This is a genomic window from Paraburkholderia aspalathi, assembly GCF_905220735.1.
Lineage (GTDB): Bacteria > Pseudomonadota > Gammaproteobacteria > Burkholderiales > Burkholderiaceae > Paraburkholderia > Paraburkholderia aspalathi.
Genome location: NZ_CAJNBA010000001.1, coordinates 1,200,097 through 1,221,422, shown reverse-complemented (window position 1 = coordinate 1,221,422; position 21,326 = coordinate 1,200,097). Strand labels below are relative to the sequence as shown.

At 55.7% G+C, this 21,326-nt stretch carries 15 protein-coding genes; 2 read left to right on the top strand and 13 right to left on the bottom strand.

Going from position 1 to position 21,326, the window contains the following annotated elements; all coding sequences use genetic code 11:
• Positions 1 to 100: 100 nt before the first annotated feature.
• Positions 101 to 385 (top strand): DUF3303 domain-containing protein, encoded by a 285-nt coding sequence (locus tag KHO30_RS05405; protein WP_211700276.1) that lies wholly within the window; start codon positions 101 to 103, stop codon positions 383 to 385.
• Between the two features lie 19 nt (positions 386 to 404).
• Positions 405 to 2,042, top strand: a complete 1,638-nt coding sequence (locus KHO30_RS05400; protein WP_211700275.1) for an MFS transporter — start codon at positions 405 to 407, stop codon at positions 2,040 to 2,042.
• Positions 2,043 to 2,893: 851 nt separating this feature from the next.
• On the opposite strand, the gene KHO30_RS05395 is transcribed toward KHO30_RS05400, so the two are convergent.
• The 13 genes from KHO30_RS05395 to KHO30_RS05335 all read right to left on the bottom strand — a co-directional run bounded on the left by KHO30_RS05395 (position 2,894) and on the right by KHO30_RS05335 (position 21,149).
• Entirely contained in the window at positions 2,894 to 3,709 is an 816-nt protein-coding gene (locus tag KHO30_RS05395; RefSeq protein WP_211700274.1) for a galactosyl transferase, read from the bottom strand.
• Between the two features lie 54 nt (positions 3,710 to 3,763).
• A complete protein-coding gene (locus KHO30_RS05390) occupies positions 3,764 to 5,281 on the bottom strand; it encodes a lipopolysaccharide biosynthesis protein (RefSeq protein ID WP_211700273.1) in 1,518 nt (505 codons plus the stop codon).
• Between the two features lie 97 nt (positions 5,282 to 5,378).
• Positions 5,379 to 6,260, bottom strand: a complete 882-nt coding sequence (locus tag KHO30_RS05385; protein WP_211700272.1) for a polysaccharide pyruvyl transferase family protein — start codon at positions 6,258 to 6,260, stop codon at positions 5,379 to 5,381.
• 1 nt (position 6,261) lies between these two features.
• Positions 6,262 to 7,161 carry a glycosyltransferase family 2 protein gene (locus tag KHO30_RS05380; protein ID WP_211700271.1) on the bottom strand — a complete coding sequence of 300 codons (900 nt, stop codon included), beginning with the start codon at positions 7,159 to 7,161 and terminating at the stop codon, positions 6,262 to 6,264.
• Positions 7,162 to 7,231: 70 nt separating this feature from the next.
• Positions 7,232 to 7,960: a carboxypeptidase regulatory-like domain-containing protein gene (locus KHO30_RS05375; RefSeq protein ID WP_211700270.1), complete on the bottom strand. Its 729-nt coding sequence runs from the start codon at positions 7,958 to 7,960 to the stop codon at positions 7,232 to 7,234.
• 19 nt (positions 7,961 to 7,979) lie between these two features.
• On the bottom strand, positions 7,980 to 10,295 hold the full coding sequence (locus tag KHO30_RS05370; protein WP_244863953.1) for a YjbH domain-containing protein: 2,316 nt from the start codon (positions 10,293 to 10,295) through the stop codon (positions 7,980 to 7,982).
• A 579-nt stretch (positions 10,296 to 10,874) separates the two neighbouring features.
• Entirely contained in the window at positions 10,875 to 13,769 is a 2,895-nt protein-coding gene (locus tag KHO30_RS05365) for a DUF4838 domain-containing protein (protein WP_211700268.1), read from the bottom strand.
• 38 nt (positions 13,770 to 13,807) lie between these two features.
• A complete protein-coding gene (locus tag KHO30_RS05360; RefSeq protein WP_211700267.1) occupies positions 13,808 to 14,635 on the bottom strand; it encodes a glycosyltransferase family 2 protein in 828 nt (275 codons plus the stop codon).
• 48 nt (positions 14,636 to 14,683) lie between these two features.
• Complete coding sequence (locus KHO30_RS05355; RefSeq protein ID WP_211700266.1) at positions 14,684 to 15,730, bottom strand: glycosyltransferase family 4 protein; 1,047 nt, start codon at positions 15,728 to 15,730, stop codon at positions 14,684 to 14,686.
• The gene (locus tag KHO30_RS05350) at positions 15,727 to 16,569 is read right to left on the bottom strand and encodes a glycosyltransferase family 2 protein (protein WP_211700265.1); all 843 of its coding nucleotides are present in this window, start codon (positions 16,567 to 16,569) and stop codon (positions 15,727 to 15,729) included. Before KHO30_RS05350 ends, KHO30_RS05355 begins: the two co-directional genes overlap by 4 nt.
• The gene (locus KHO30_RS05345) at positions 16,566 to 17,792 is read right to left on the bottom strand and encodes a hypothetical protein (RefSeq protein ID WP_211700264.1); all 1,227 of its coding nucleotides are present in this window, start codon (positions 17,790 to 17,792) and stop codon (positions 16,566 to 16,568) included. The genes KHO30_RS05350 and KHO30_RS05345 overlap by 4 nt, the downstream gene beginning before the upstream one ends.
• On the bottom strand, positions 17,779 to 20,019 hold the full coding sequence (locus KHO30_RS05340) for a polysaccharide biosynthesis tyrosine autokinase (RefSeq protein WP_211700263.1): 2,241 nt from the start codon (positions 20,017 to 20,019) through the stop codon (positions 17,779 to 17,781). The genes KHO30_RS05345 and KHO30_RS05340 overlap by 14 nt, the downstream gene beginning before the upstream one ends.
• Positions 20,016 to 21,149, bottom strand: a complete 1,134-nt coding sequence (locus KHO30_RS05335) for a polysaccharide biosynthesis/export family protein (RefSeq protein ID WP_211700262.1) — start codon at positions 21,147 to 21,149, stop codon at positions 20,016 to 20,018. Before KHO30_RS05335 ends, KHO30_RS05340 begins: the two co-directional genes overlap by 4 nt.
• Positions 21,150 to 21,326 lie beyond the last annotated feature (177 nt).

The window sequence follows — 21,326 nt, the reverse complement described above, 5'->3', positions numbered from 1 at the left end:
AAGCGTTGGGGGCGCGAGGCATGCGAAAGCGTCGCACAGCGCGAACGGCGATCACGACCTGCCACGAGCCGGCATCGCCAAACCATATTGGAGACACGCAATGAAATTCATCGTGCAATGGAATGGCCTGCCGACCGCGGAAAACTCCGTCATCGAGCGCTTCATGAAAACCGGCGGCCGGGCGCCTGAAGGTGTCAAATTGCTGGGACGCTGGCATGCGATCGGCGGATTGCATGGCTTTGCAGTCGTCGAGGCGGACGATTCGCGCGGACTGTCGGCGCTGGCGCTCGAATGGGGCGATTTGCTGACCATGAGCATCTTCCCCGCGGCGACGGACGAGGACCTCGGCGCGGCATTGGGTGCGCATCAGGCCACGCGAAAATAAGTGCGCAAGCAAGACCGTCATGACGCCCAACCTTGACACGCCCCTACCCACTGGACAACTGCTGCCGTTTCGCGAGTCGCTGCTGGCGATGCTTGGCGTTGCATTCGTCTCGATGCTGGTGGCGCTCGATCAGACCATTGTCGGCACTGCACTGCCGCGCATCGTCGCCGATCTGAAGGGCTTCGATCTGTACGCATGGGTCGCGACTGCGTACATGCTGGCTTCGGTGATTACCATTCCGATCTTTGGGCGGCTAGGTGATCTGTTCGGCCGCAAGCCGTTTCTGGTCGCCGCGATTCTGTTGTTTACCGGCGCGTCGATACTGTGCGGATTCGCTACCAGTATGCTGTTGCTGGTGATTTCGCGCGGTTTGCAGGGGATAGGCGGCGGCATTCTGATCGGCACGGTGTTCGCTACCGTCGCCGATCTGTTCCCCAATCCGAAACTACGGCTGCGCTGGCTAGTGTTCGTCACGTCTGCGTTCGGGGTGGCGAATATGGTCGGACCGACGCTTGGAGGCATGCTCACACAATACGGCGGCTGGCGGCTGGTGTTTTTCGTCAACGTCCCGGTTGGCCTCGTGTCGCTGCTGTTCGTGCTGCGGTTTTTGCCGCCACTACGTCACCTGCGACACAAAGGCCCCGTGCGACTCGACTGGCTCGGCGCGTTCGTGGTCGCAGTCACGTTCGGTTCATTGCAATTGCTGATCGAACTGTTTCCGAGGTACGGCGTCGACACGATAACGATCGTGCTGGCCGTCGTTGCGGTGAGTTTTGCAATGACGCTGTGGCTATGGGAGCGGAGGATGAAGTATCCGATCATTCCGGTGGATATGCTGATGGACCGTAAGCTGTCGGCGCTCTTCGCGATGTCGGTGCTTGGCGGTTTCGCGCTGTTTTCGCTGGTGTTTTATGTGCCGCTGCTGTTTCAGGGCGGCTATGCGATGTCCGCACACGACTCCGGCATGCTGATCACGCCGCTGCTGCTCGGCACGACGGTCGGCAGCGTGGTGAACAATCGTATCGTCACACGGATCCGTCGCGCGAACGGCATTATGTATGTCGGTTTCGCGCTGTCCGCGTTGGCGTGTCTGGGCGTAATCGTACTCAGAGGTACCGAGCCGCATCTGGTGTGGATGTCGTGCATGGGCATCAGCGGGCTCGGGCTCGGTCTGGTGGCGACCAGTTTGACGGTCTGTTCGCAGCAGATCGTCGCGCGTGACCAACTAGGTGCGGCAACGGCGTTGCTGCAATCGTTGCGTACTTTCGGTGGGATGCTGGGCACAGTGATGACCGGTGCGTTGCTTGGGCATCTCTATACGCAGGGGGTGCATCGCTCGCTTGCTTCGTATCAGGCGACGCAGTGGTTCAAATCGTTTGCGAGTCCCGAACTGTTGGTGGATCGCGCGGAGCAGGCGGCGTTGATCAATCGTCTGGTGAGCGCCGGGCATGCGGGCGATGCGATGATGAATTCCGCGCGGGATGCGCTCGTGCAGTCGATTCATATCGGCATTCTGGTGGCAGGCGCGGCGGCGTTGATTGGGTTGTGTCTTGCGTGGTTTGTGCCGCCGGTGAGGATTAGTTATTCGGAGGCGGAGTTGGTGGTGGGTGGGCCGGCGCAAGCGGATGCGATTCCGCCGCGGGGGAATGCGCTTTAGGTTGTGGTGGAGTGGGGCTCGTGGTCTGATTTCATCGGTTTTCCCGCATTCTCTCTTCACCCTAATAGTGGTGCACGCAACAAAACGCCCACCGCTACCGAGCTAGCCTCCTTCCAACAGGATAGCTCTCTGTTCTCTGCCTGCTTCTTGAGGTTTGGAGGCACTAACTTGTGCCGTTTGACATGTGTCACGCCGAAGCGAAACTGCGAGTATAGACGTGGGTATCTAAGGCACGGCAGGCCACCTCTTTAAGTCTCTTCGCGATCGAAATAGCCCTCAAATAAAGGGACATTCGACAAATCTCTCTAACGAATGATCGTAGGAAAGCTTGACCGAACGATTGCGATTTCTTAACATGGACGTCGCCGCTTGCACACTTAAGACCAACTCGTTTCCAACCAGGCGCGCGCATAGAACAAGGCCAAAACTAAACAACGAGGTCTTCCGGGGTTCTTGCATGACAATGGATGAAGACATCGCGCACGTAGCGCGAGTGATGGCGCCGTCGTTGCGCGCCTTTCGTGGTGAACCTGTGCTGCCACCAGCCTATTGGCGAAAACGACTACAACGCATACAGGATGAATTCCCTCTGACCGAGTTGCAAACGTTTCAGATTGAGCGTTTGCTGGGGGAGTTGGATCGGTTTGAGGCGGAGCGGAGGGCGTAATTAGTCGGCCAATGGTTTTCGCGCAACTGCGCCGATAGGGTCGACGCAACAAGTTAGTGTAGTGTACGCAATACTTGTATTCAGGAGCGCGTGTTCTCGCGAGATAATTCCAATCGAAGCGAGAACAACGCACCATACTTGAAGCGCTACAACTACCCTTCCAATCAATGCACATTCCCCATGCCTAGCTCGCGCTCGACTGTCTTCCAAAGAACTCCTGACGCAGTTCTTTGGAAAGACAACGGAAGCGCTTTAATTCGGAAAGAAACCTACCCGGGCGCAGCAATAAACTCCGTCTAAACAAAACTCTCCATAGTGGCGGCGATTTGCTGTGTGCGCCGCTATGTCCCACGCGATATACGGCACCTCGAAATGGTAGCTTCTCCAAGGGCACACCGCGGTCGGCCAAGATCGCACCGATGCGCACATGACTCCCCAGCATCGACTTGACATAGTCGTCGCCAGCATCTGAAAACTGCTCAGGAAGGCCGTAATGAGTTGCCCTGATAATGAGCGACGTACCGCAATAATTGGAAAAATCGTCGTGTTGAAGCATCAGCTTTCCACCCTCACTCCAAAGATACCCGCGATCAATTTTCCAGCCATTCGCCTGCGAATGCCTGGAAACATGCTCGACAATTTTTGAGCTGACGAAATCATCGTCATCGACGATCATAAAAAAACGGGCTTCCCGCGCAGCGAGCATACCTTTGAGAACGCGACGACCTTTGTCGAGTCGAAACGACTCGTACACCGCTTCGCTATCCGCGTTATCGATGTCATGAAGCTGATTAGGAGCAAAGCTGACGCGTTCGACCGAAAACCGCGGCGGAAGCTCAGGCAGGTCAGCGCCCTCATTGGCAACAATCACCCCGCGCCAATTGTCGTTCGACTGGGCGGCGATCGAAGCAACGGTTTGAGAAAGCCGCGTTTTCAGTGCACCCCAATCATTAGCATTGGCCTGATGCCGTACGGGAATAACGAATGTGACAAGTGCCATATGGATTCCTGCATGACATTGGAAACGTTGCCGTCTGTGTGACATGACGGCTATCTAGGTAGCTCGCGGCTCGCGGCGCTTCAAAATAGTTCGCACAAAAAATAGAACTTGATTTCTGCATAACGCGACAATCAGACCACTGTAGATAGTCGCCCCCACCGCAATTTCCGCAACAAGGCGCCAGACCGGCGACCAATCGCGTAGCATCGCGGAAGATGCGAGGACCGCCGCGAGCAGTCCCAGGTAAGCCAGTCCAGGGCGCAGAAAGTGACGCAGGTAATTCAGAACACTTAGCGCAATCAGCCGCGACACCATCCACAAGGTAACCGGCCACAAAATCAGTACCTGTACCATCAACGCAAATGCGATCATCGCAACACCGCGCTTGTATAGCAGGAATATTGTCGCAATGGTCACGACATTCCGGAAAAGCTGATAGCAAAACCACCAGTCGGATTTTCCCTGACTTGTAATAAGTGACGCCTGGATTACGCCGATACCGCTCATCAGGCCGATGACACAGAAAAATCGCACCGGCCAGACAGCGGATACCCAATGCGATCCGAAAATCAATGGTATGGCGTCGTTGGCCACCGCGGCCAGCCCCATGAAGGCGGGGAAGGAGACGAGTGAGCAACCGAAAGTCGCCATCAAAAACGCGTCTCGAACCTTCTCCTGATCGTGCTGTAGAGACGAAAGAAGCACATGCGTGACCGATGTGAACCCGCCCGCAACGATATCGCTAATCATCTGGAAAAGACGCCGGGCGAAATTGTAGATGCCGAGCCCGGTCGGGCTTATCAACGTTCCGATGATCAATTGGTCCAGATTCATCGTTTGAAGAAAACGGTTTCCGGACGCGTAAATTCCATAATGAGAGAGTTCCCGCAGACTACTGACCTTGATCCTGAAACCCGGGAGCCATTTCGCTCCCCAAAAAGCTGCTACACACGCAGCGGCGGACCCCGCTATCTGCGCGATCGCTAGTGCCCATAGTCCGAACCCAGCTACGACTAAAGATAGGCAAACGATGGACGAGAAGAATGTCGCGATCGCCACACGGACAGCGGCTAAATGAAAAGACATCGTTCGGCCGATCAGTGCGTTGGGTACGACGGCCATCATGTCGAAGAAAATTTTCAACGCAACGATCAGAAGGATGTTGACCAGCGACTCCTGGCCCACCGTCCGTGCGATCATCGAGGATACGAAGAACAATATTCCATAAAGAACAACTGAAGATAAGAACGTGAGCCAGAAGACCGAATCGACATGGCTTTGCCGGATTGTTTTCTGCTGAATCAGCGCTTCGCCAAAGGCCGTAGGTCCAACTCCGGCAGCGAAACTCACGATGCTGAAAGCTAGTGCCACGATGCCGAAATCGCGCGGCAGCAAATAGCGGGACGTGACGATAAAGACCAGCCCGTTGAGAACGGTCGGTATTAGCGTAGTGAGTGCCGACCAGAACGCACCATGGATTGCCGCTGTGGATCGACTCGCACCAAGATATTCAAACACGATCTCGTCCGGCCTCGAAGGCAATCCGCGGTCTGATAACAAAAAAATCTTCACGTGCAGGTCCAGTCAAGCGATGCGTGAGTTATGAATTGCCGCATCAACGATAAGATTCTCAATTTCGCCACTTTCAGATGCAAGGCATCTGCGAGTCCTATCGGGCGAAATCCAATCGGATTTTCCCCGCATCATCCTCGAGACGGTTCAATACTCGTTGCATCGAAGTATCTGAACTCAGCGACGGCTCAAGCATCGAAAGACGCCGTAGCGAAAGCGCCGCCGCTGCGGTGAACGCAGTATCGGCACTGTTCATGCCGAACTTCATAAAACCCTTTATTTTTCGCAGTCTCTGCGGATCGCGCCCAGTGCATGCTAGCCACGCTTCCCCTAGCGAAGACGGCAGTCCGATACGATGTACCAGATTAATGTCGAGCGATTCGGCCCAATCCGACCATTTCATGACATGCCGTTTGTCAAATGGCAGCATGGGTATCCAAGGCACTCTTAATGCATCCGCGACGATTGCTCCATGCATGGCTTCCGATATCAAGAGCCGGCTTGCCTGAATCTCATCAAGCACCTGACTTACCGGCTGCCGCGGATCGATGAAATGTATCCCCGCCAAGCGGCAGGCCGTTTCCCAATGGCCCCTGAAAATGCTTTGAAAATGCGGCATGAACGACACTGCAATCGGCGTTTCGACCGGCCGGGGACGATGGCGGTTGATCAGAATAGCTCCGTCGCCCGCCACATACTCAGGACCAAGACCGCAGGCGGCGGCGGTTCTGGGGCCGCGAACGCCGTAGACCTTCCAGTTATCGTCGATATTGGGTACAGACGTATAGCCACCGAAACCGGAGCCAAAAACTACTTTTCTTTTCTTTTTAGGATGGTAGTCAAACAGGATCGAACCAATCCCAAGAAAAATGACATCATCATCGTCGTCAAAGAAGTTATCAAAAACTTTCGGCAGCAGCCATTCATTCAGTTCATCGCCGAAATTGGGAGCCTCACCGCGATAGAAGTACATTTTCATACTAACTCTTTGGCGCGGAAATAAAAAAGAATGCGAAAAAGCCTCTCAAGAAGGAGGCAACCCTCAGGGGATTCTTCCCAATGACCAAAAACTCGCGAATGAAGCGACTGGTGACTAACGCGCCACGCTCGCCGAAAATATGTTTCGCGTACACTGCTCCGCCGCCATAGTCGTAAAAAAGGAGACGCCGGCGTGTTTCGCCTTTTCCACGCCGATGATCGTGTGCGACCACCGGGCCAGGAAAATAGCCGCCCTTCCAGCCTCTGAATCCCGCCCTCAAGGCCAAATCCCATTCCTCGCCAGCGAACGCAGTGCCTGAGCCGAATCTCCGGTCGAAGGGACCCGCGGCAGTCAGACATTCGCGCCGAAATGCCATATTCGAACCTTGAATGAATCCACGCGGCACGTAGTTCGATCCAAGTAGTTTCTGATATTGGTATTCGACGCAACCAAGATCAGACTGATGCTCTGTGTAGCGCAATATTCGCCCGGATCCGAATCCCACGCCGCTAGATCTGAAAACTTTTATCCATTCGTAGACGAAGCGCTTATCGACATAGCAATCGTCATCGATGAAAAGACAGATATCGCCGTCAGCCCTTTCAAGGCCCACGTTTCTTCCCGCAGCATTTCCTGGAATGAAAGTCTGCAAAACCTGACAGTCCCAGCGGCACAACTCTGCAAATTTCGTCATCAACGAATATGAGAATCCGTCAGTCGAACCGTTATCGACCAGAATCACTTGCATATCGTCAGGAGCATCAAGCTCGACAATGTGATTCAAGCAAGTCTCAAGCCGCTCTCCGCCATTTTTGCTGCATAGGATCAGGCTAACTTTCATCTGAAACACCCCGATATGACTTCTTCTTACATGCCGCATGCCGCTGCGCAGATTGTCCAAGGTCCGATCTCGCCCGCGCGTCGTTGGCACGGACCCCGGACAACCTTAATAAACCACCGCGGCTACAGCTTTATTGAGTGGTTGACGCACCAGTTCCTCCCGTAGCGCCCCCTCCTCCTGCACTCCCACCGGAGATCGGCGCCGCAGCGCCCGCCGCGACCGCAGCCGTCACAAGAGACGCTGCAGGTTGACCATTGCTGGTAATCGCGCCCGCCGCTAGCAATGCGTCGAGATCGGAATCCGGCCCGTTCGTCCCGGGTGTAAAGGCGAGTGTCAGGAATGAACCCGACGAAAGCGTGATGCCATAGGTATTCTTAAGAAGCGTCGTCACACCCGCGACCGCGTTGGCAATTACCGTACTGTTGGTCAAGGCGCTCTGAAACGACGCATTAGTCGAAATTCCCGCAAGCAAGGCGCTCTCTGTCGTACCCAATTGCCCGGCAAGATAGCTCAATAGCAGCTCGGTTAGCGGCGTCACATTGAACGTACCTGAGCTTGCAGCAAATGAGTGGATTGTCACCGCACCGCTAGACGCGGTAATTGCACACGGAGGGTCAAATTTAAACGTCGCGGAATATGCTCCGTTTGCACTGGACGTCGCGCTACCCGAACCGTTCTTGCACGTCAGTGAAACACTCGCGTTTGCCAGAGCCGCGCCAACCGCTGTGGTACCTTTAACCGTTGCGCCCGGGGAACTGCCACTATCATCACTTCCACCACATGCAACCAGTGCACTGGCCGCGATAACAATTGAGCCAAACTGCAGCGCACGAAGCACGCCAACGTTAAAAAGCCTCATTTCTTTTCTCCAAAGGAAGTCAATCACAATTGACAGGCACAATCGCCTGTCCGTCGCTCACACCCGGCGATGCGATTCCGCACGCACCATGCGCAAGCCCCGCCCCCGTTGAAACAGAGGGCATGTTCGCTTGCGACTTTGGTTTCGACACGTCGGCATCCGGTCTTGCGTAACGCAGATACGCATCGCGCATGCGATAAAGTTGTGTGGCAAAGTACTCGCCACTAAAGCGCCCTTGGTTCAGCAAATATTGCTGAGTGCTGTACGGAAAGCTCATGTTCTCCGCGGCGGTGGCAGACACGTAATTGGTCGCGCTCACTCGCGTTCGGAAATCAAGTCCGAATGCCCCGGTGCCATCGACCTGAGTAACGCCAGGCTTCATGCCCTGCCGCAACGTGAGTGGGAAACTGACCGCTGCGCCGACAAAAGTGCCCTGGCCACTATGCTCACCATGCACGCTCACGGAAACGTCGTCGAACCAGCGGGTCAAGGTCGCGACGGGCCCTTTGTCGCCACCCACAAAACGCGCAACACCCGCTTCAACCCAGAGTTTCCAGGCCGGCTGAACCCAGCGATACGTCAGCTCCGCGTTTTTTTCGCTGGGTAACGTGTCGTGACCCGGCTCGTGGTGCAGATAAGCAAGGCGCAATCGAATCAGATCGGGGCGCCCAGGTACGAACACCGTCGTTTCGTTTTGAACACCGACAAATGAATAGTCGAACTTGCCGACGGCGGCAACGTTAAGCACCCGTGGCATGATCCAGAAGCTTTGTGCAAGCGCGACAGCATTCAGCCCACCACGGAGTCGATAGTTGCTGAACACGCGACCGTCATCCATGTTCTTTGTGTTGTAGAGTGGCGCGATATAGCTCGCGTAAAATTCAGCACCGCGCCACAGTGGCACAAAGCCTTGAATATTCGCACCCAACGAAACGTCGAAGTTGCCGTATTCAGTCCCGTAGAGATAGCTGACAATCGGCTGAATTTGAATCCGCGTGAGCCCATGGCTATGTTCGTTGCCATGCCACGCGATTGTGTCCGAGTCGTAGGTTGGACGGCTTTGCATCGTCATCGACGCACTGGCGGTTGACGGTGCACCATCGGCAACAAATTGCGCAAAAGCCTGACGGTCGACGCTCACTTCGCCGAGCGGCTCGTTCGCCTTCTTGATCACCACGCGAATCTTGTCGATACCCTGCGGTGCATTCACGCTTGCTATGCCAAGCGCAATACCAAGCGCGTCAGCTTCGTTCTGGTTGTAGCGATGGTTCTCGTATTCGATAACCAGATCGTTTCCGCTATACCCTGCCCGCACACGCTCGAGTCCAGCAGCAAAGAGTTGCGTAGCAATGATGTCGAGCGCCGATGTATCGAGCGCATCGGCAAGCACCGGGGAGGGCCTATCTGGCGCGGCAGGCGACACTTCGCTCAGCATTGCCGACGCATAAGTGCGCAGCGGCGGCACATAGACGACCGGTGCCCCCGTGAGCGGATTGGCGCCGTTGGCCACCGCCTGGGTATCGATCGCCCGCAAGCTGCCAAGCTGGATCGGTTCGTCATGCCCCGTCCCGTCCGCTTCTTGCGCCAACGGCACCTGAGGTCCATCGCACAAACCCGTCTCGCAGAGCGGTGCACTAAAGCGCTTGCCCAAAGGAATTTGAATTCCGACGGAAAAGGATGTACGTGGCGACACGCCATTCGTTGACCGAATCGAGCGCACGAAAGTACCGATCACGTTCGCATCCGCCAGCCAACTGATTCTCGGAGACTGGTAGCGCACGCCGGCATAAGGGGTCTTCGAATCGTCTTCGGCGAGGAGCGAAAAGCCGGTTTTCCAAAGCGACAGTTGCGCGCCGCCAAACAAGCCGTCCAGGCGATCGCCCTGACCGTAACCGGCCGTCAACGTGAGCGGCCCGAACGCTTCCGACACAACACCATATTTCGACCGGAAGAAGTGCGTCTGGCCGCCGACGTCCGTCACGCCAAATGCAATACTGGGTTGATACTTAAAGAATTTCGGCACTTCGACTTTGATGTCAGCCATGAGGTGACGAAAGATGAAGTGGTCCGCGCCTGAAAACGGCGCGTGGACGTTCCCAGGATAATTGACCAGGCCACCGGCCAACTCAACATACGGCAGAAGTCCGACTGCCCCCCAATACATCTGGCCGGCGGTGGCCTGGCGTCCATACCGCGGGTCAATATAGTTGTTGTATTGAGCTTCAACCGTCCCAGGCGGCAACACGAAACCATAAGGAATGACTAAACCACCGCTCTGCCCAAGCGAGTTCAGCGCAGGGTCCATGGCGTGAGCAGCGAGCGAGAAAGCCAGCATGGCGCAGAGTGCTATTGCTTTAGGTGCCAATGCTGCCGGTTGAGCGTGCGGTCTTTTGAGCATGGATCGAATCGAAGCGCTTTACTGCGCATTGTTATTAATCGAATTGCAGGCACTGAGGGACCCCGAGTTGATCCTGGATGGGGTTGCCAGTTGCGCTCCCCGACCGCCGACGCCACTCGCATTCACTCCGCCCACGTTTATCTTGCCCACCGCCCCGATATCCGGTGGGTCCTGTCCTTTCCACTAGCCTGCTTGAAGCATTCCCCGGTACAGACGCGTGCAATACACATCGCACTGACTATCGAAAAAAGATGTGCGGGCTATTTCAATTTTCCTGACACTGGCCCGCCGATGCCTTTATCGAGCGCTCTTGTGCATCGCACCGTAAAAGCAAGAAGTACGCCCACATGAATTGACTTTTATATTCGAAGCATCTGCGATCTTTCCGCTGAATGAGGAGCAAATCATCGATCGAATCGGGTAATTTGGCTCAATTCTCGCGGTGATCAGAACTTGTTACGCCGCCGCATTACGTAACGCCACGTTACGCAATGCGACACACCCTCACGAGCCGGCTCATTTCAGAGTTGAGCCGTGACGCACCACAAAAAAACGGTCGACCAATAGCTGATCATCGGCATCAAGTCGATCGGCCTGCACATAAGCGCCTTGGTCGTGATTTGTGCCGTAGGAAAATGGCCCCCCAGGCACAAGGACGACCTGGTACCTGGCGCCGCTGAGCGCTTCAGATGAGACTTCGGTAAAGCAGTCCATTGGCGGGAAAGAACCGACCCGGACCCCGCCAGGGTGATCTGTCTTTCCGCTGGCGTGCACGCGCAGCACCACGTACAAATCCCAAGCTGCCGTGCGCGGCAGATTGTCGAATTTGAATTGCACGGCCCAGTTAAACGAATTCCCTTTTATCAGAACCGCCGCTCCATCACTGGCCGAAGCATCAGCGACAATATGTGCGCCGCCGTAAAGGTTCAAATCGACATCCTGAAAGTCTTGCCAGTCTGCCTGAGACAGATTCACGACCTCAGCAGGCGGCTTGGCAGGCCACCGCTCGATAGCGAGTAATTCCTCCAACGCAGCCATATCGGCGCCCTGGCGAAACATCCTGACATGCGCTGCCTTGAGAGACGCCTCGAATCGCTGCAGACGTGTGGCGTGATTGACTTGCCATGAACTTCCGGTAGGCAGCACGTTGTACTCGTTTCGACGCACCAGAATGACGTAATCAAGTGGAATTCTCGCTTGTCGTACACGTGCCGTAAGCACACTGTCCTCCGACACCGCGCGTTCAGCTTGCGCCAAAAGCTTGTCCGCTGATGCGACAAAATCGCGCGAATACATCGCCATTCCGACTGGAGTCTGCTCTCCCAACAGATCGCCGCTTCTCGCGAGCGTGGCGTGCATCAGGTTGATATAGGCGACGACGTACGGAGATGCCGCGCCGAAATAGTTATCACAGTATTCTGCGACTAGCGCGCGGACATCCTGATCCGGGTTCCAAAGGAGCCGCGCCATCATCCAGACGCGCAAACTGGCGAATTCGGCGCCGGGCGTATTCCAGCTTCCTTCTGCGAAGTAGCCGGATACGTGCTTCAAAGCCGCGAGCCACTGTATGCTCTCGCCGATTGGATAAATGTTCGGCGTAGGCTGAATGAAGCCGCCGAAGTTGGTGATGTGGTCCCAAACGAACATGTGCGGCGCAATGGCATTCCAACCTGCCAAAGCTTTTCCTAATGCCTCGTTACGACCCGTATCCAACGGTGTACTGTAGTCCACCTGAATGGTCATCGGGTACACCAGGACATAGTCCGGCATAGTCATCCCGACCGGCGGTGCAAACCCCCAGTGATAGGCATTGAAGGCCAATCTGGCGCCGGGCATGACTTCGCGTACTTGTGCCGCCACGTCCGTCACCATATCGAGCAGCGGCGCGGACGGACTTCCGCCGTGCTTTTCTGCAAAGGCACGGCTCGCCGCATCCATGTCCCAGCCCCAATCCATATCGTGGATGCCGAACCAGACCTTGGTGTAATCAGGCAGGCGCCGCAAGCGTGCAATGACGTTTCCGGCAAGGATGCGGCGCACCGCCGGATCCATCATCGCAATCTGCCCTCCCGCATACCATTCTGGATGATCCTTGGCATAGACCTGCCTGGGGAGCAGGTCCCAGAACGACGCGTCGCCGTCTTTTGCCAGCCAGCTATGGTCCCAGTTATCGAGAGCCGCTGGAGACACCGAGAACGACGGACCGTGCGACTCCCCGTTCAACAGATTGTGGGCACGAAAAGCCCGGTCCTGTCCTTCGTTACTCAGAATTTCCCGGTAAGCAAACCGCGGCACATGGCGCTCGTTTAGCGCCGGAATGCTTAGCGTTGCACGCAAGGGTACGTATGTCGCGTCTGGTGCGAGCCATTTGACGCCGAGAACCCGATCGAGCAACCAGTTGACACCATACATCGTTCCACGCGACGTCAATCCCTCAACAACCAGATTTGGCCCCGACGTGCAGAATATGAACCCGTCCTGGCCGAGCGCATTCCGATCGGCATTCGGGCATAGTGTCGTTGCCAATCGATTGCCGCTGCCGACAACCAGCAACGGACCAGACTGCGGTGCATCGTCGGTCGATATCGGCGCAACGTCCGCACCGGTGATCTGTTTTAAATAGTCTGCAAGTTCAGCCGCGGCGTGTAGGGTCATAGCGTCGGCTGACGTGCCTACATGCACGTGATATCGGGCAATGCCATGCTCAGCCAGCAAAAGTCGCGCCGCCGGTGTACCTGCAGATTTGACTATTGCTGCCAGCCGGGAATTTCGCTCTGCCTCCGGCAACGCAGGCGGAAACAACGTCGCGTGCAGCCGTACACTCTGGAGATCATCAGCACCGGTGACAGGTTCATCGGTCGGCGTCACGCTCACGTCGCTAAATTCCGCTACGCCTGACGTCCCCTGCATCTTTCGCAAATAGATCAACATCTGACTCGCTTGCGACGGCGCAGCCAGAACAGCGTCATATGTCTGCCAGACGCCTTCCCGGCCTTGGGCGACGACAGCCGCCGCCTCCGTTCCCCACGGTTGTACGATGCGCTCATTACCGCGCCAACGCTTGTCGACATTGTCTCCGCGAAAGCTAATCTGGACAAACGCGGCGCCAACCGGTGCGTTAACCGTACGGATAGCTAACCGAACATGGTAATGCCGCCCTGCCTCTATCGCGATTCGGTCCTGCGCAGCAAAACCTGAAGATAGCCGCAATGCCATACCGGTGTCGTGCGGAACGATGTTGGAGGTATCACCCCACCAGCCAGAACGACCTGCAGAAAAATCTCCATTCACCAACAAAGACGGTACCGCCGCGTAGCCGACGACTGGAAATACGACAAACCATGTGCCAATCAGCAGCGTGACCGCTCGCCACAGCCCAGCTTCAATGAACGCGCAAGCGTGCCAATTCATCCCGGCTATCGACCTCTGACGACGTACGCTCGTTACCGTCATTTACCGAGACCGTTGACACCCGGAGGAAACGTCAAGGGCACGCGAAACTTGTTACGGAACCGGAGCAAGCTCTTCAGGTGACTGCGGCTCGCCCGATCGATCAATTTCCCGGCGGATTGCCGCTGATGTTCGTGTACAAGGCGAGCACCAGGCACGCACACCACCCGATAGCCGGCGTGCCAGATACGTGCGCACAGATCGACATCTTCCATGTACAGGAAGTATGCCTCGTCCATTCCACTCAACTCCTCGAAGATATGGCGCCGTACGACAAAGCCTGTTCCCATGACCCACTCTGCGTCGAAGGGAACACCGGGTGTCCACGCATCCATCATCAGATGTTGGGTAAGACGCTTGCGCAGCAGAATCGACCTACCCAGCGAAGTACGCCGCCCAACAATGTCGAGCAAGCTATAAAAACGTCTTGCCGAATATTGACGCGAGCCATCCGGATTGGTGAGATCGAGACCAACCAGTCCGATCGCCGGATCGGCTTCAAGCGTATCCAGCGCCTTCTCAAGGCTACAGTCAACAAAGTAGGTATCAGGATTTAGTACCAGCACACATTCGCGAGTTCCGGCTACCATTCCCAAATTGACGCCGGCCCCAAAACCGCGGTTCATCGACGCCCGGATGAGACGGACGCCGGACGGCAATTCAGCACGCAATCGCAAATACGAATCGTCTGGTGAAGCATTTTCGACAACGACAATATCTTCTGGAAGCGCGACCTCGAGCGCGAGAATGGAACTCACGCAATTGATCGCCATATCAGGCGTTCTAAAGTTGACTATAACGACGTTGAGATCATTTTTGCGGTTCATATTTTCCCCGGGATTTCTAGTAATCGAACCTGTTCCAATCTGCAGTCTTCACGCTGCTAGACATACGTCTTCCACGACACTCCAATGATCGGCAGCCGCCCGGTCCCAGCTAAAACGCGCGGCCCGTTCAACGCCGGCTTCAATCAACTCCTGCCGGAGCGTGAAAGCTTCGGCAAGGCGGTTCATTCCTGTCCGAATATCGCTCACATTCCATGGATCGACGATAAGTGCCGCGCGGCCCGCTATTTCGGGCATGGCAGAGGTGCTAGAAGTCAATACCGGAACGCGAGAAGCCATTGCTTCCACGATCGGCAATCCGAATCCTTCGTAAAGCGACACGAACGCGACAAACAATGCCCCGCGGTACAGCCGTGGCATGTGTCCATCGGGCACTTCTCCGGCGAAACGCACGAGGTTTCCTACGCCTTGCTTCTCGGCTAGCGCGGCTAGTTTAGAATCCGGATTTCCAGTCAACAGCAAATGAATCCCTTTCCCTGGCAGAGTAGATTGCGCGTAAGCGGCGAGCAGTCGATCGATGTTCTTGTAACCGCGTCGGTTACCCGGATAAAGTACATATGGGTAATCGATATCTAAGGTCTCATCGTTGAGCGCATAAGCCGGATCTACACCGTTCAGGACGACGTGCACACGATCTGACTCGATACCAGACCAGGTGAGGAACTCACTGCGCGTATATTCGGAAACACAGACGATTGCCGTGCAGCGCCGATACATACCGCGGAAAAGAAGATCGTAATAAGCACGATGCAATTTCGAATAGAAGTGCAAATGCGTCAGATCGTGCACCGTGACAACCGAAGGATGGCGGCCCCACGCGGGCGGCACGAATCCTGGGCTCCAGAACGCACCAGGCCGATCCTTTCCTGCGAGCGCCGCTGAAATCGACAGCGGAGACAATGGACTACCGATTTTGCCGTCGACACCCAGCCTCTCCACCCGCACGCTCCGTGGCGCACGTTGAAGACACGCCGTCATTACGTTGCCAATGCCGGTCTGTGCGGGCCAGCGAAGATCCGCATACACGGTGTACTCGGTTCCTGAGGGTTGTCTCGTAGTCGCATCGGACACATTCATCCCCTGTCGGACCAGCCAAGCACGCGCTGACTAGTCGCTATCCAGTAATAGCGGGAACGGGCAAAATCTCCCTTGAGCAGGGACAGCACACATCCCAGCATCGGTCGAGCGAGTAGGTAGAGGACAAAATGCCACGGGTAGCCGTTGAGTCCCAGCACACGGCCAAAGCCCCGGTTATAGAGACGCCCCCGTGCAAATGCTCTTTCGTCAAACTGCTGTAACGGCTCCGGATGCGATATACGAAGCGCCGGGTCGTAACGAACCGCGGCGCCGACACGCAACGCCCCCAGAAGAAAATTGACTTCCTCCCCCGCGCCCCAACGAGAGCCCGAACCCACACCCAACTGCTCATCGAATCCGTCCGCAGCTCGCACAGCGGTAGTCCGCAAGAAGATCGTGTAGGAGGTTGCGCTGGTCCAAACGTTATAGCGATTGATCAAATGAGGATTGGTGGACCATCGCCCTTGCGACAACCGACCGTGGCCGTCCACGCTACAGCCCGTGAGTCCCGCGAGTGAGGGATCCCGGCTCAACTGCCCAGTCACGAATGACAGCACCTCTGGTGCGTACCAGCAGTCGTCGTCTGGGAAAGCGACCACGTCGCCGCGCACTGCACGTAGCCCCACGTTGCGCGCGCGCGACAATCCCTTCTCCGACCGCAAATAGACAATCTCCATCCGATTGCTATAGCGATTGACCACTGCTTTCACTCGATCGTCATCGTTCTGATCGACCACAATAAGTTCAAAGTCTTTGCAAACTTGCGACGCCAGCGACGCAAACAGTCGCTCGACTTCAGCACTTCTTCCGAGGGTGGCCATGATCAACGAGAATTTCATATCGCCTTCCTGTTGAAACGATACTGGCGTGCAGCGTGCACTCGCGCACGTGGTAACCGTTGCTGCTTCCGGGTGACCTTGGGGGGATTAGCTCCACGTCCCCAGGACACCAGATAGCCGCAAAACAAATAGACCATTTCGCTTTGATGCATGGGGTTGATCAGCGACCACGCGGCAATCGGAGATAAACACAACATGGTCCGCCAACCAAGTCCCACACCGCAAAAGAACACTAACCACACCATCACCCCGGGAACGCCTGCAATCAGCATTAAATCCAGTGGCGAACAAAAAACGGAGTTGGTTCCCGCACCAAGTCCTTTAACGCTAATCGCTGACGTAGCAAAGTAACCTTCAACGAAGCCGAAGCCATAGCCCAGCCAGTCCTTCGCAACCAGACCAATACTGATGACGAAAGCCAGGCCGCGCTCTTCCTCCAGCCTGACTCTCAGCATGTCGCCTGACAGTTCCTTCTTGAAGCGGTAGTAGTAAAGGGCAGCACCGGCGCATAACGCAATGATCTTCAAATAGGTGCGACCCTTGATTTGAGTCATTAAAACAATGCCGCACGGAATCAACACTGTCTTCGATTCGCTAAGCAGCGCCACCACTGCACCCAGCCCAAGAAACCAGGCAGCGTCGGACGCTTTCTTCTCAGACTGTAAGAACAGCACAAAACTTGTGCAAAAAAAGAAGGTTGCCAACCAGTTTCGTTCCTTAAACGACCCATGCAGTGCGTCCTGCATAAAATCCACTGCCTGATAAAGCACAGGTACGTTCAGCTTTTGGAGCGCTACCTGGAACAGCAAAAAACCGAACAATGTCCAATAACCTAAGGGCAAGCGGTGGCTCACGTAATGCCGTCCAAATGATCGGCCGATCAGATAGAAAGCCGGATAGATCACCACAAACTTGACTATTTGCTCGATCGGCTTGATGCGTTCATAACCGCTGAAACCTGTGAGCAACAGCGCCACTGCGATAAACAGTGCAAACGGCAGAACTTCACGCGCCCGCACATAGACGGACTTATTGATAAGCAGCAGCATCAGAACAGCGAGTGCCCACATCTGATTGATTCGGGCAGGCCCCATCTGGACAAACTCCATCGACAGAAACAGGAGTCCCGTGAGGAAATATAAATCGACCCACCGAGGCGAAGTGCGTATGGCGCCCCCTCGCGCCTCGCGCCTCTGGCCGTTGATTGCGCTAGCGGCTTTCATAAGCGTAGTAGCTCGCGTTGTAGCTGCCGTAACCCAAGCGGCTTTGGGGAACGTCCGTGAGCACAACGCCTCGTACCTGTACATCAGCGTTACGCATGCGCCGAGCCGTCTCCGCAATTTCGCTCGACGTTTGCTGCCCGTGACGTATCGCTAGCAATGTCGTTCCGGCGTGACGCGCGATGACGGCCGCATCCGTTACAGCAAGTACCGGAGGCGTGTCGATAATCACCGCGTCGTACTTCGACGCGAATTCATCAAGCAGCGACTTCAGCCGCGAGCCCATTAGCAATTCAGCTGGGTTCGGCAGGATCGATCCTCTAGCCAGAAAATCGAGGCCGGGCAGTACATCGTGATGAATCAACGCCTCACATGCACCGTTCGAGAGCGAATCGGAAAATCCAGGAACAACCCCGGTGCCCAAGCAAGTGTGAATACTTCCGCGCCTGAGATCCGCATCGATCAACAGAATTCGCTTGCCACCGGCCGCCAGAACTGCTGCGAGATTGGTCGCGAGAAATGATTTGCCGACGTTGGGGCGCGAGCCTGTAATAAGGATGATGTTGTTGACGGCATCGAACGCACCGAAGTACAAAGCGGTTTGCAAGCTGCGAATTGCTTCGATAGCGATGTCGTCCTGCGCAGACACGGCCAGTAGTAATTTCCCCGTGCGCCCCTTGCTAAGCTGCCGCTCAATTGCCATTTGCCGACTGCTGTGCGGGACAACCGAGTAAACCGGCGTGCCAAGGATCTGTTCTATCTGATCCGAGTGCTCGATACGTATCTGTAGCGACCGGCGGACGAAAGGCACCGCGATGCCCATTACGATGCCAAGAATCAGCGATATGCCCGCCACGATCAACTTCTTCGGCCTGACCGGTCGATCCGGATGCATTGCCCAGTCCACTACTCTGACGTTTCCAACCTCTCCGGCTTCGATCACGCTCAATTGCTGTGAGCTGTTGAGCAAATTGGTATAAAGCTCCGTATTCACCCGGACATCACGAAGTAACCTGAGTGCTTCCTGTTCTGTATTTGGTAGGCTCTCAACACGACCAGAAAGTGTTTTCTGTTCTGCGACGAGCGCCGCGATATTGCCAGTGAGCGCCACCACGGTAGGGTGATCGTCTGAAAAGCGCTGCTGCAGTTCGTTGCGCTTCTGCTCGAGTTCCATCTGCTTCGATTTCAGATCCACCAGTTGACCGAGCAACAACTTGCTCTCCTCGCTCAGGTCAACGGTGCCCTTCCGATTGCGAAATGCGTTGTATAGATCCTCGGACCCCTCAAGTTTTGACTTTAAGGCCGGAAGCTGTTTCCCAAGAAAATCCAGCGTCGCCTGAGCCTCGTCTCTTTTTCTTGTAACGTTCTGATCGACATAGTTAGACCCTATGCTATTGACGATGCGAGTAACCTTATCGCTGTCGTCACCGTCGAGAGTCACGCTGATAACGCCTGACTGCTTGGATTTTTCCTCTACGACAAGATCATTCTGCAGTCGGGAAATTGTTTCGAGCAACCTTGAGCGTTTGACAGTGAAGCGGGTTCCCGCATTTGCGATGAGGCTATCAACGAGTATGGTTGCCTGCTGGCCATCCACTAGCGCGACACTGGGCTGGCCTGACACCCCGCGTGCAATTACCTGCCCATCTTCGTCCTGCAACTCGAAGGCGTGACGGACGCCGGCCACCAACGTGTAAGTCGTGTCATAAGGCAAGTCAAAACGGCTGATGTCAATATGTTCGCCTCCCCAGGCAAACCGGCTCAGTCCGAACCAAGGCACCACGAGTGTTCCGGGCTTTGCGAGACGCGAGATAAATTGCCCAATCACTGGAAAATAGTTCGGCTTGGCCGCGATATCCAAGTGCTGCGCCTGCACCGTCCTCTGAATCACAAGACGAGACATGACGAGTTCGATCTCCGCGGCCGCAGTTGCGGTCGTATCGAACAGCGATGCCAGTTCGCCCAGCGGCTCTTTTGCGCTGGCAGCCGGATCCTCTACCTGAATCATCGCGTCAGCTCGATACACCGGTGTTGCCAGAAACGCGTAGGTCAAACCGAGTGCAAAGATGATGGCAGCGATCTTGACGGTCAACTTCCAGTTCTGAAGCAAGACCGAGACATATTCGGACAAAGAGGGTTCGGCTTGCGAAGGCACATCGTCATACTGTTGACGATCGCGCAATCCGAACGCTGTGCCGCGAGCCTGATCGGGATTGAATAAATTGTTCATTTCGCGACAATCGCCCCGGTCAGACCTGCGTTAATGGCGGGCAATAGCAAACTAAGTACGCGATTGAGGCGCACGAGGCCATTGCCGTCGATGTAAACCACGTCCTTGGGCATCAACTGAAACTGATTGGCGAGCACCATCGCAATCGGAGATTCAGCGTCCAGGTGGTAGATCTCCGGCGTCTGCGGCGTCGAAGCGCGGATCACGAAGACCTGGTGTGCGTCTGCGCTGTTGTTGTTCAGGCTTCCCGCTTGTGATAAAGCGTCGCTCAGCGTCAGACTCCCGTCACGCAACGGCGTAGCGAAGATCGGCTTGTTCACTTCGCCCATTACGTAAACACCGTTCTGATCACGGGAGGTGACGCGCAGCACGTCGCCGTCTTTCAGCACGATCTGCGACCCACTGATTTTTTGATCCAGCATCGAGGTCATATCGATCGAGTAGGACTTCCCGCCGCGGATCAATACCAGCCGGCTTTGATCGGCCGTTGCCTGGAGGCCGCCAGCGCGATTAATCGCTTCGTAGAGCGTCATCGGCACGTCGTTGATCGGCTGTACGCCCGGAGTGCGCACTTCGCCCTCGATATACACTTGCTTGCTGCGGAATGAGGCAAGCCGGACAGTGATCTGTGGATTCTTGAAATAGGTCAGCGACGCGGCCAATTCCTTTTGCACCTGGTCCGCAGTCTTTCCCGCCACTTTCAATTGGCCCACGTAGGGAAACTGAACATCTCCGTTACTATTCACGACAAAACCCGCAGGCGGATCAGCGGGCCGCTGAGCCGAACCGTTCTGCCCGGAACCAGATTCGGCGGAGGCCAGCTCCGGATGGTCCCATACGGTAATTTGAAGGACGTCGCCCGGACCGATTGCGTAGGGTGCGGACTTGTTATCAAGCAGAGCAGCAATATCCTGACTTTCCGCTCGCGCAGGATTGTTGCGACGTTGCTGGAGTAACGAAAGGTTGATCTCCTGGATCGGTACGTTCAGTTCCAAAGGCACATTGCCCTTGCTGCCACCCGAAATAGGTAAGGCCGCGCTACTTGACATACGCATCCCAGGTGCAACCATGCATCCTGACAGGCCTGTCAGTAAAACTGCCGTCAAGATTGACCAGATAGTACGTTTCATACTTGAAGCCCTCGAATTTTCCGTTTTTGTGTTTTGGTCTCGTTCCTGCTGCCCTTCTCCGACGCTCAATGTCCTGCGTACTTTCAGGCCGTCAATGCTTGCGTCCCATCAAACCGCCAGTCAGTGCCGATAAACTTTGGGGACACTCGCCCCGCACACCTTTCGATCACCAGGGTG

Coding starts and splice junctions, on each gene's coding strand:
- KHO30_RS05405 (WP_211700276.1), top strand. CDS start 101: ATGAAATTCATCGTGCAATGGAATGGCCTGCCGACCGCGGAAAACTCC.
- KHO30_RS05400 (WP_211700275.1), top strand. CDS start 405: ATGACGCCCAACCTTGACACGCCCCTACCCACTGGACAACTGCTGCCG.
- KHO30_RS05395 (WP_211700274.1), bottom strand. CDS start 3,709: ATGGCACTTGTCACATTCGTTATTCCCGTACGGCATCAGGCCAATGCT.
- KHO30_RS05385 (WP_211700272.1), bottom strand. CDS start 6,260: ATGAAAATGTACTTCTATCGCGGTGAGGCTCCCAATTTCGGCGATGAA.
- KHO30_RS05375 (WP_211700270.1), bottom strand. CDS start 7,960: ATGAGGCTTTTTAACGTTGGCGTGCTTCGTGCGCTGCAGTTTGGCTCA.
- KHO30_RS05370 (WP_244863953.1), bottom strand. CDS start 10,295: ATGCTGGCTTTCTCGCTCGCTGCTCACGCCATGGACCCTGCGCTGAAC.
- KHO30_RS05365 (WP_211700268.1), bottom strand. CDS start 13,769: ATGAATTGGCACGCTTGCGCGTTCATTGAAGCTGGGCTGTGGCGAGCG.
- KHO30_RS05360 (WP_211700267.1), bottom strand. CDS start 14,635: ATGAACCGCAAAAATGATCTCAACGTCGTTATAGTCAACTTTAGAACG.
- KHO30_RS05355 (WP_211700266.1), bottom strand. CDS start 15,730: ATGAATGTGTCCGATGCGACTACGAGACAACCCTCAGGAACCGAGTAC.
- KHO30_RS05350 (WP_211700265.1), bottom strand. CDS start 16,569: ATGAAATTCTCGTTGATCATGGCCACCCTCGGAAGAAGTGCTGAAGTC.
- KHO30_RS05345 (WP_211700264.1), bottom strand. CDS start 17,792: ATGAAAGCCGCTAGCGCAATCAACGGCCAGAGGCGCGAGGCGCGAGGG.
- KHO30_RS05340 (WP_211700263.1), bottom strand. CDS start 20,019: ATGAACAATTTATTCAATCCCGATCAGGCTCGCGGCACAGCGTTCGGA.
- KHO30_RS05335 (WP_211700262.1), bottom strand. CDS start 21,149: ATGAAACGTACTATCTGGTCAATCTTGACGGCAGTTTTACTGACAGGC.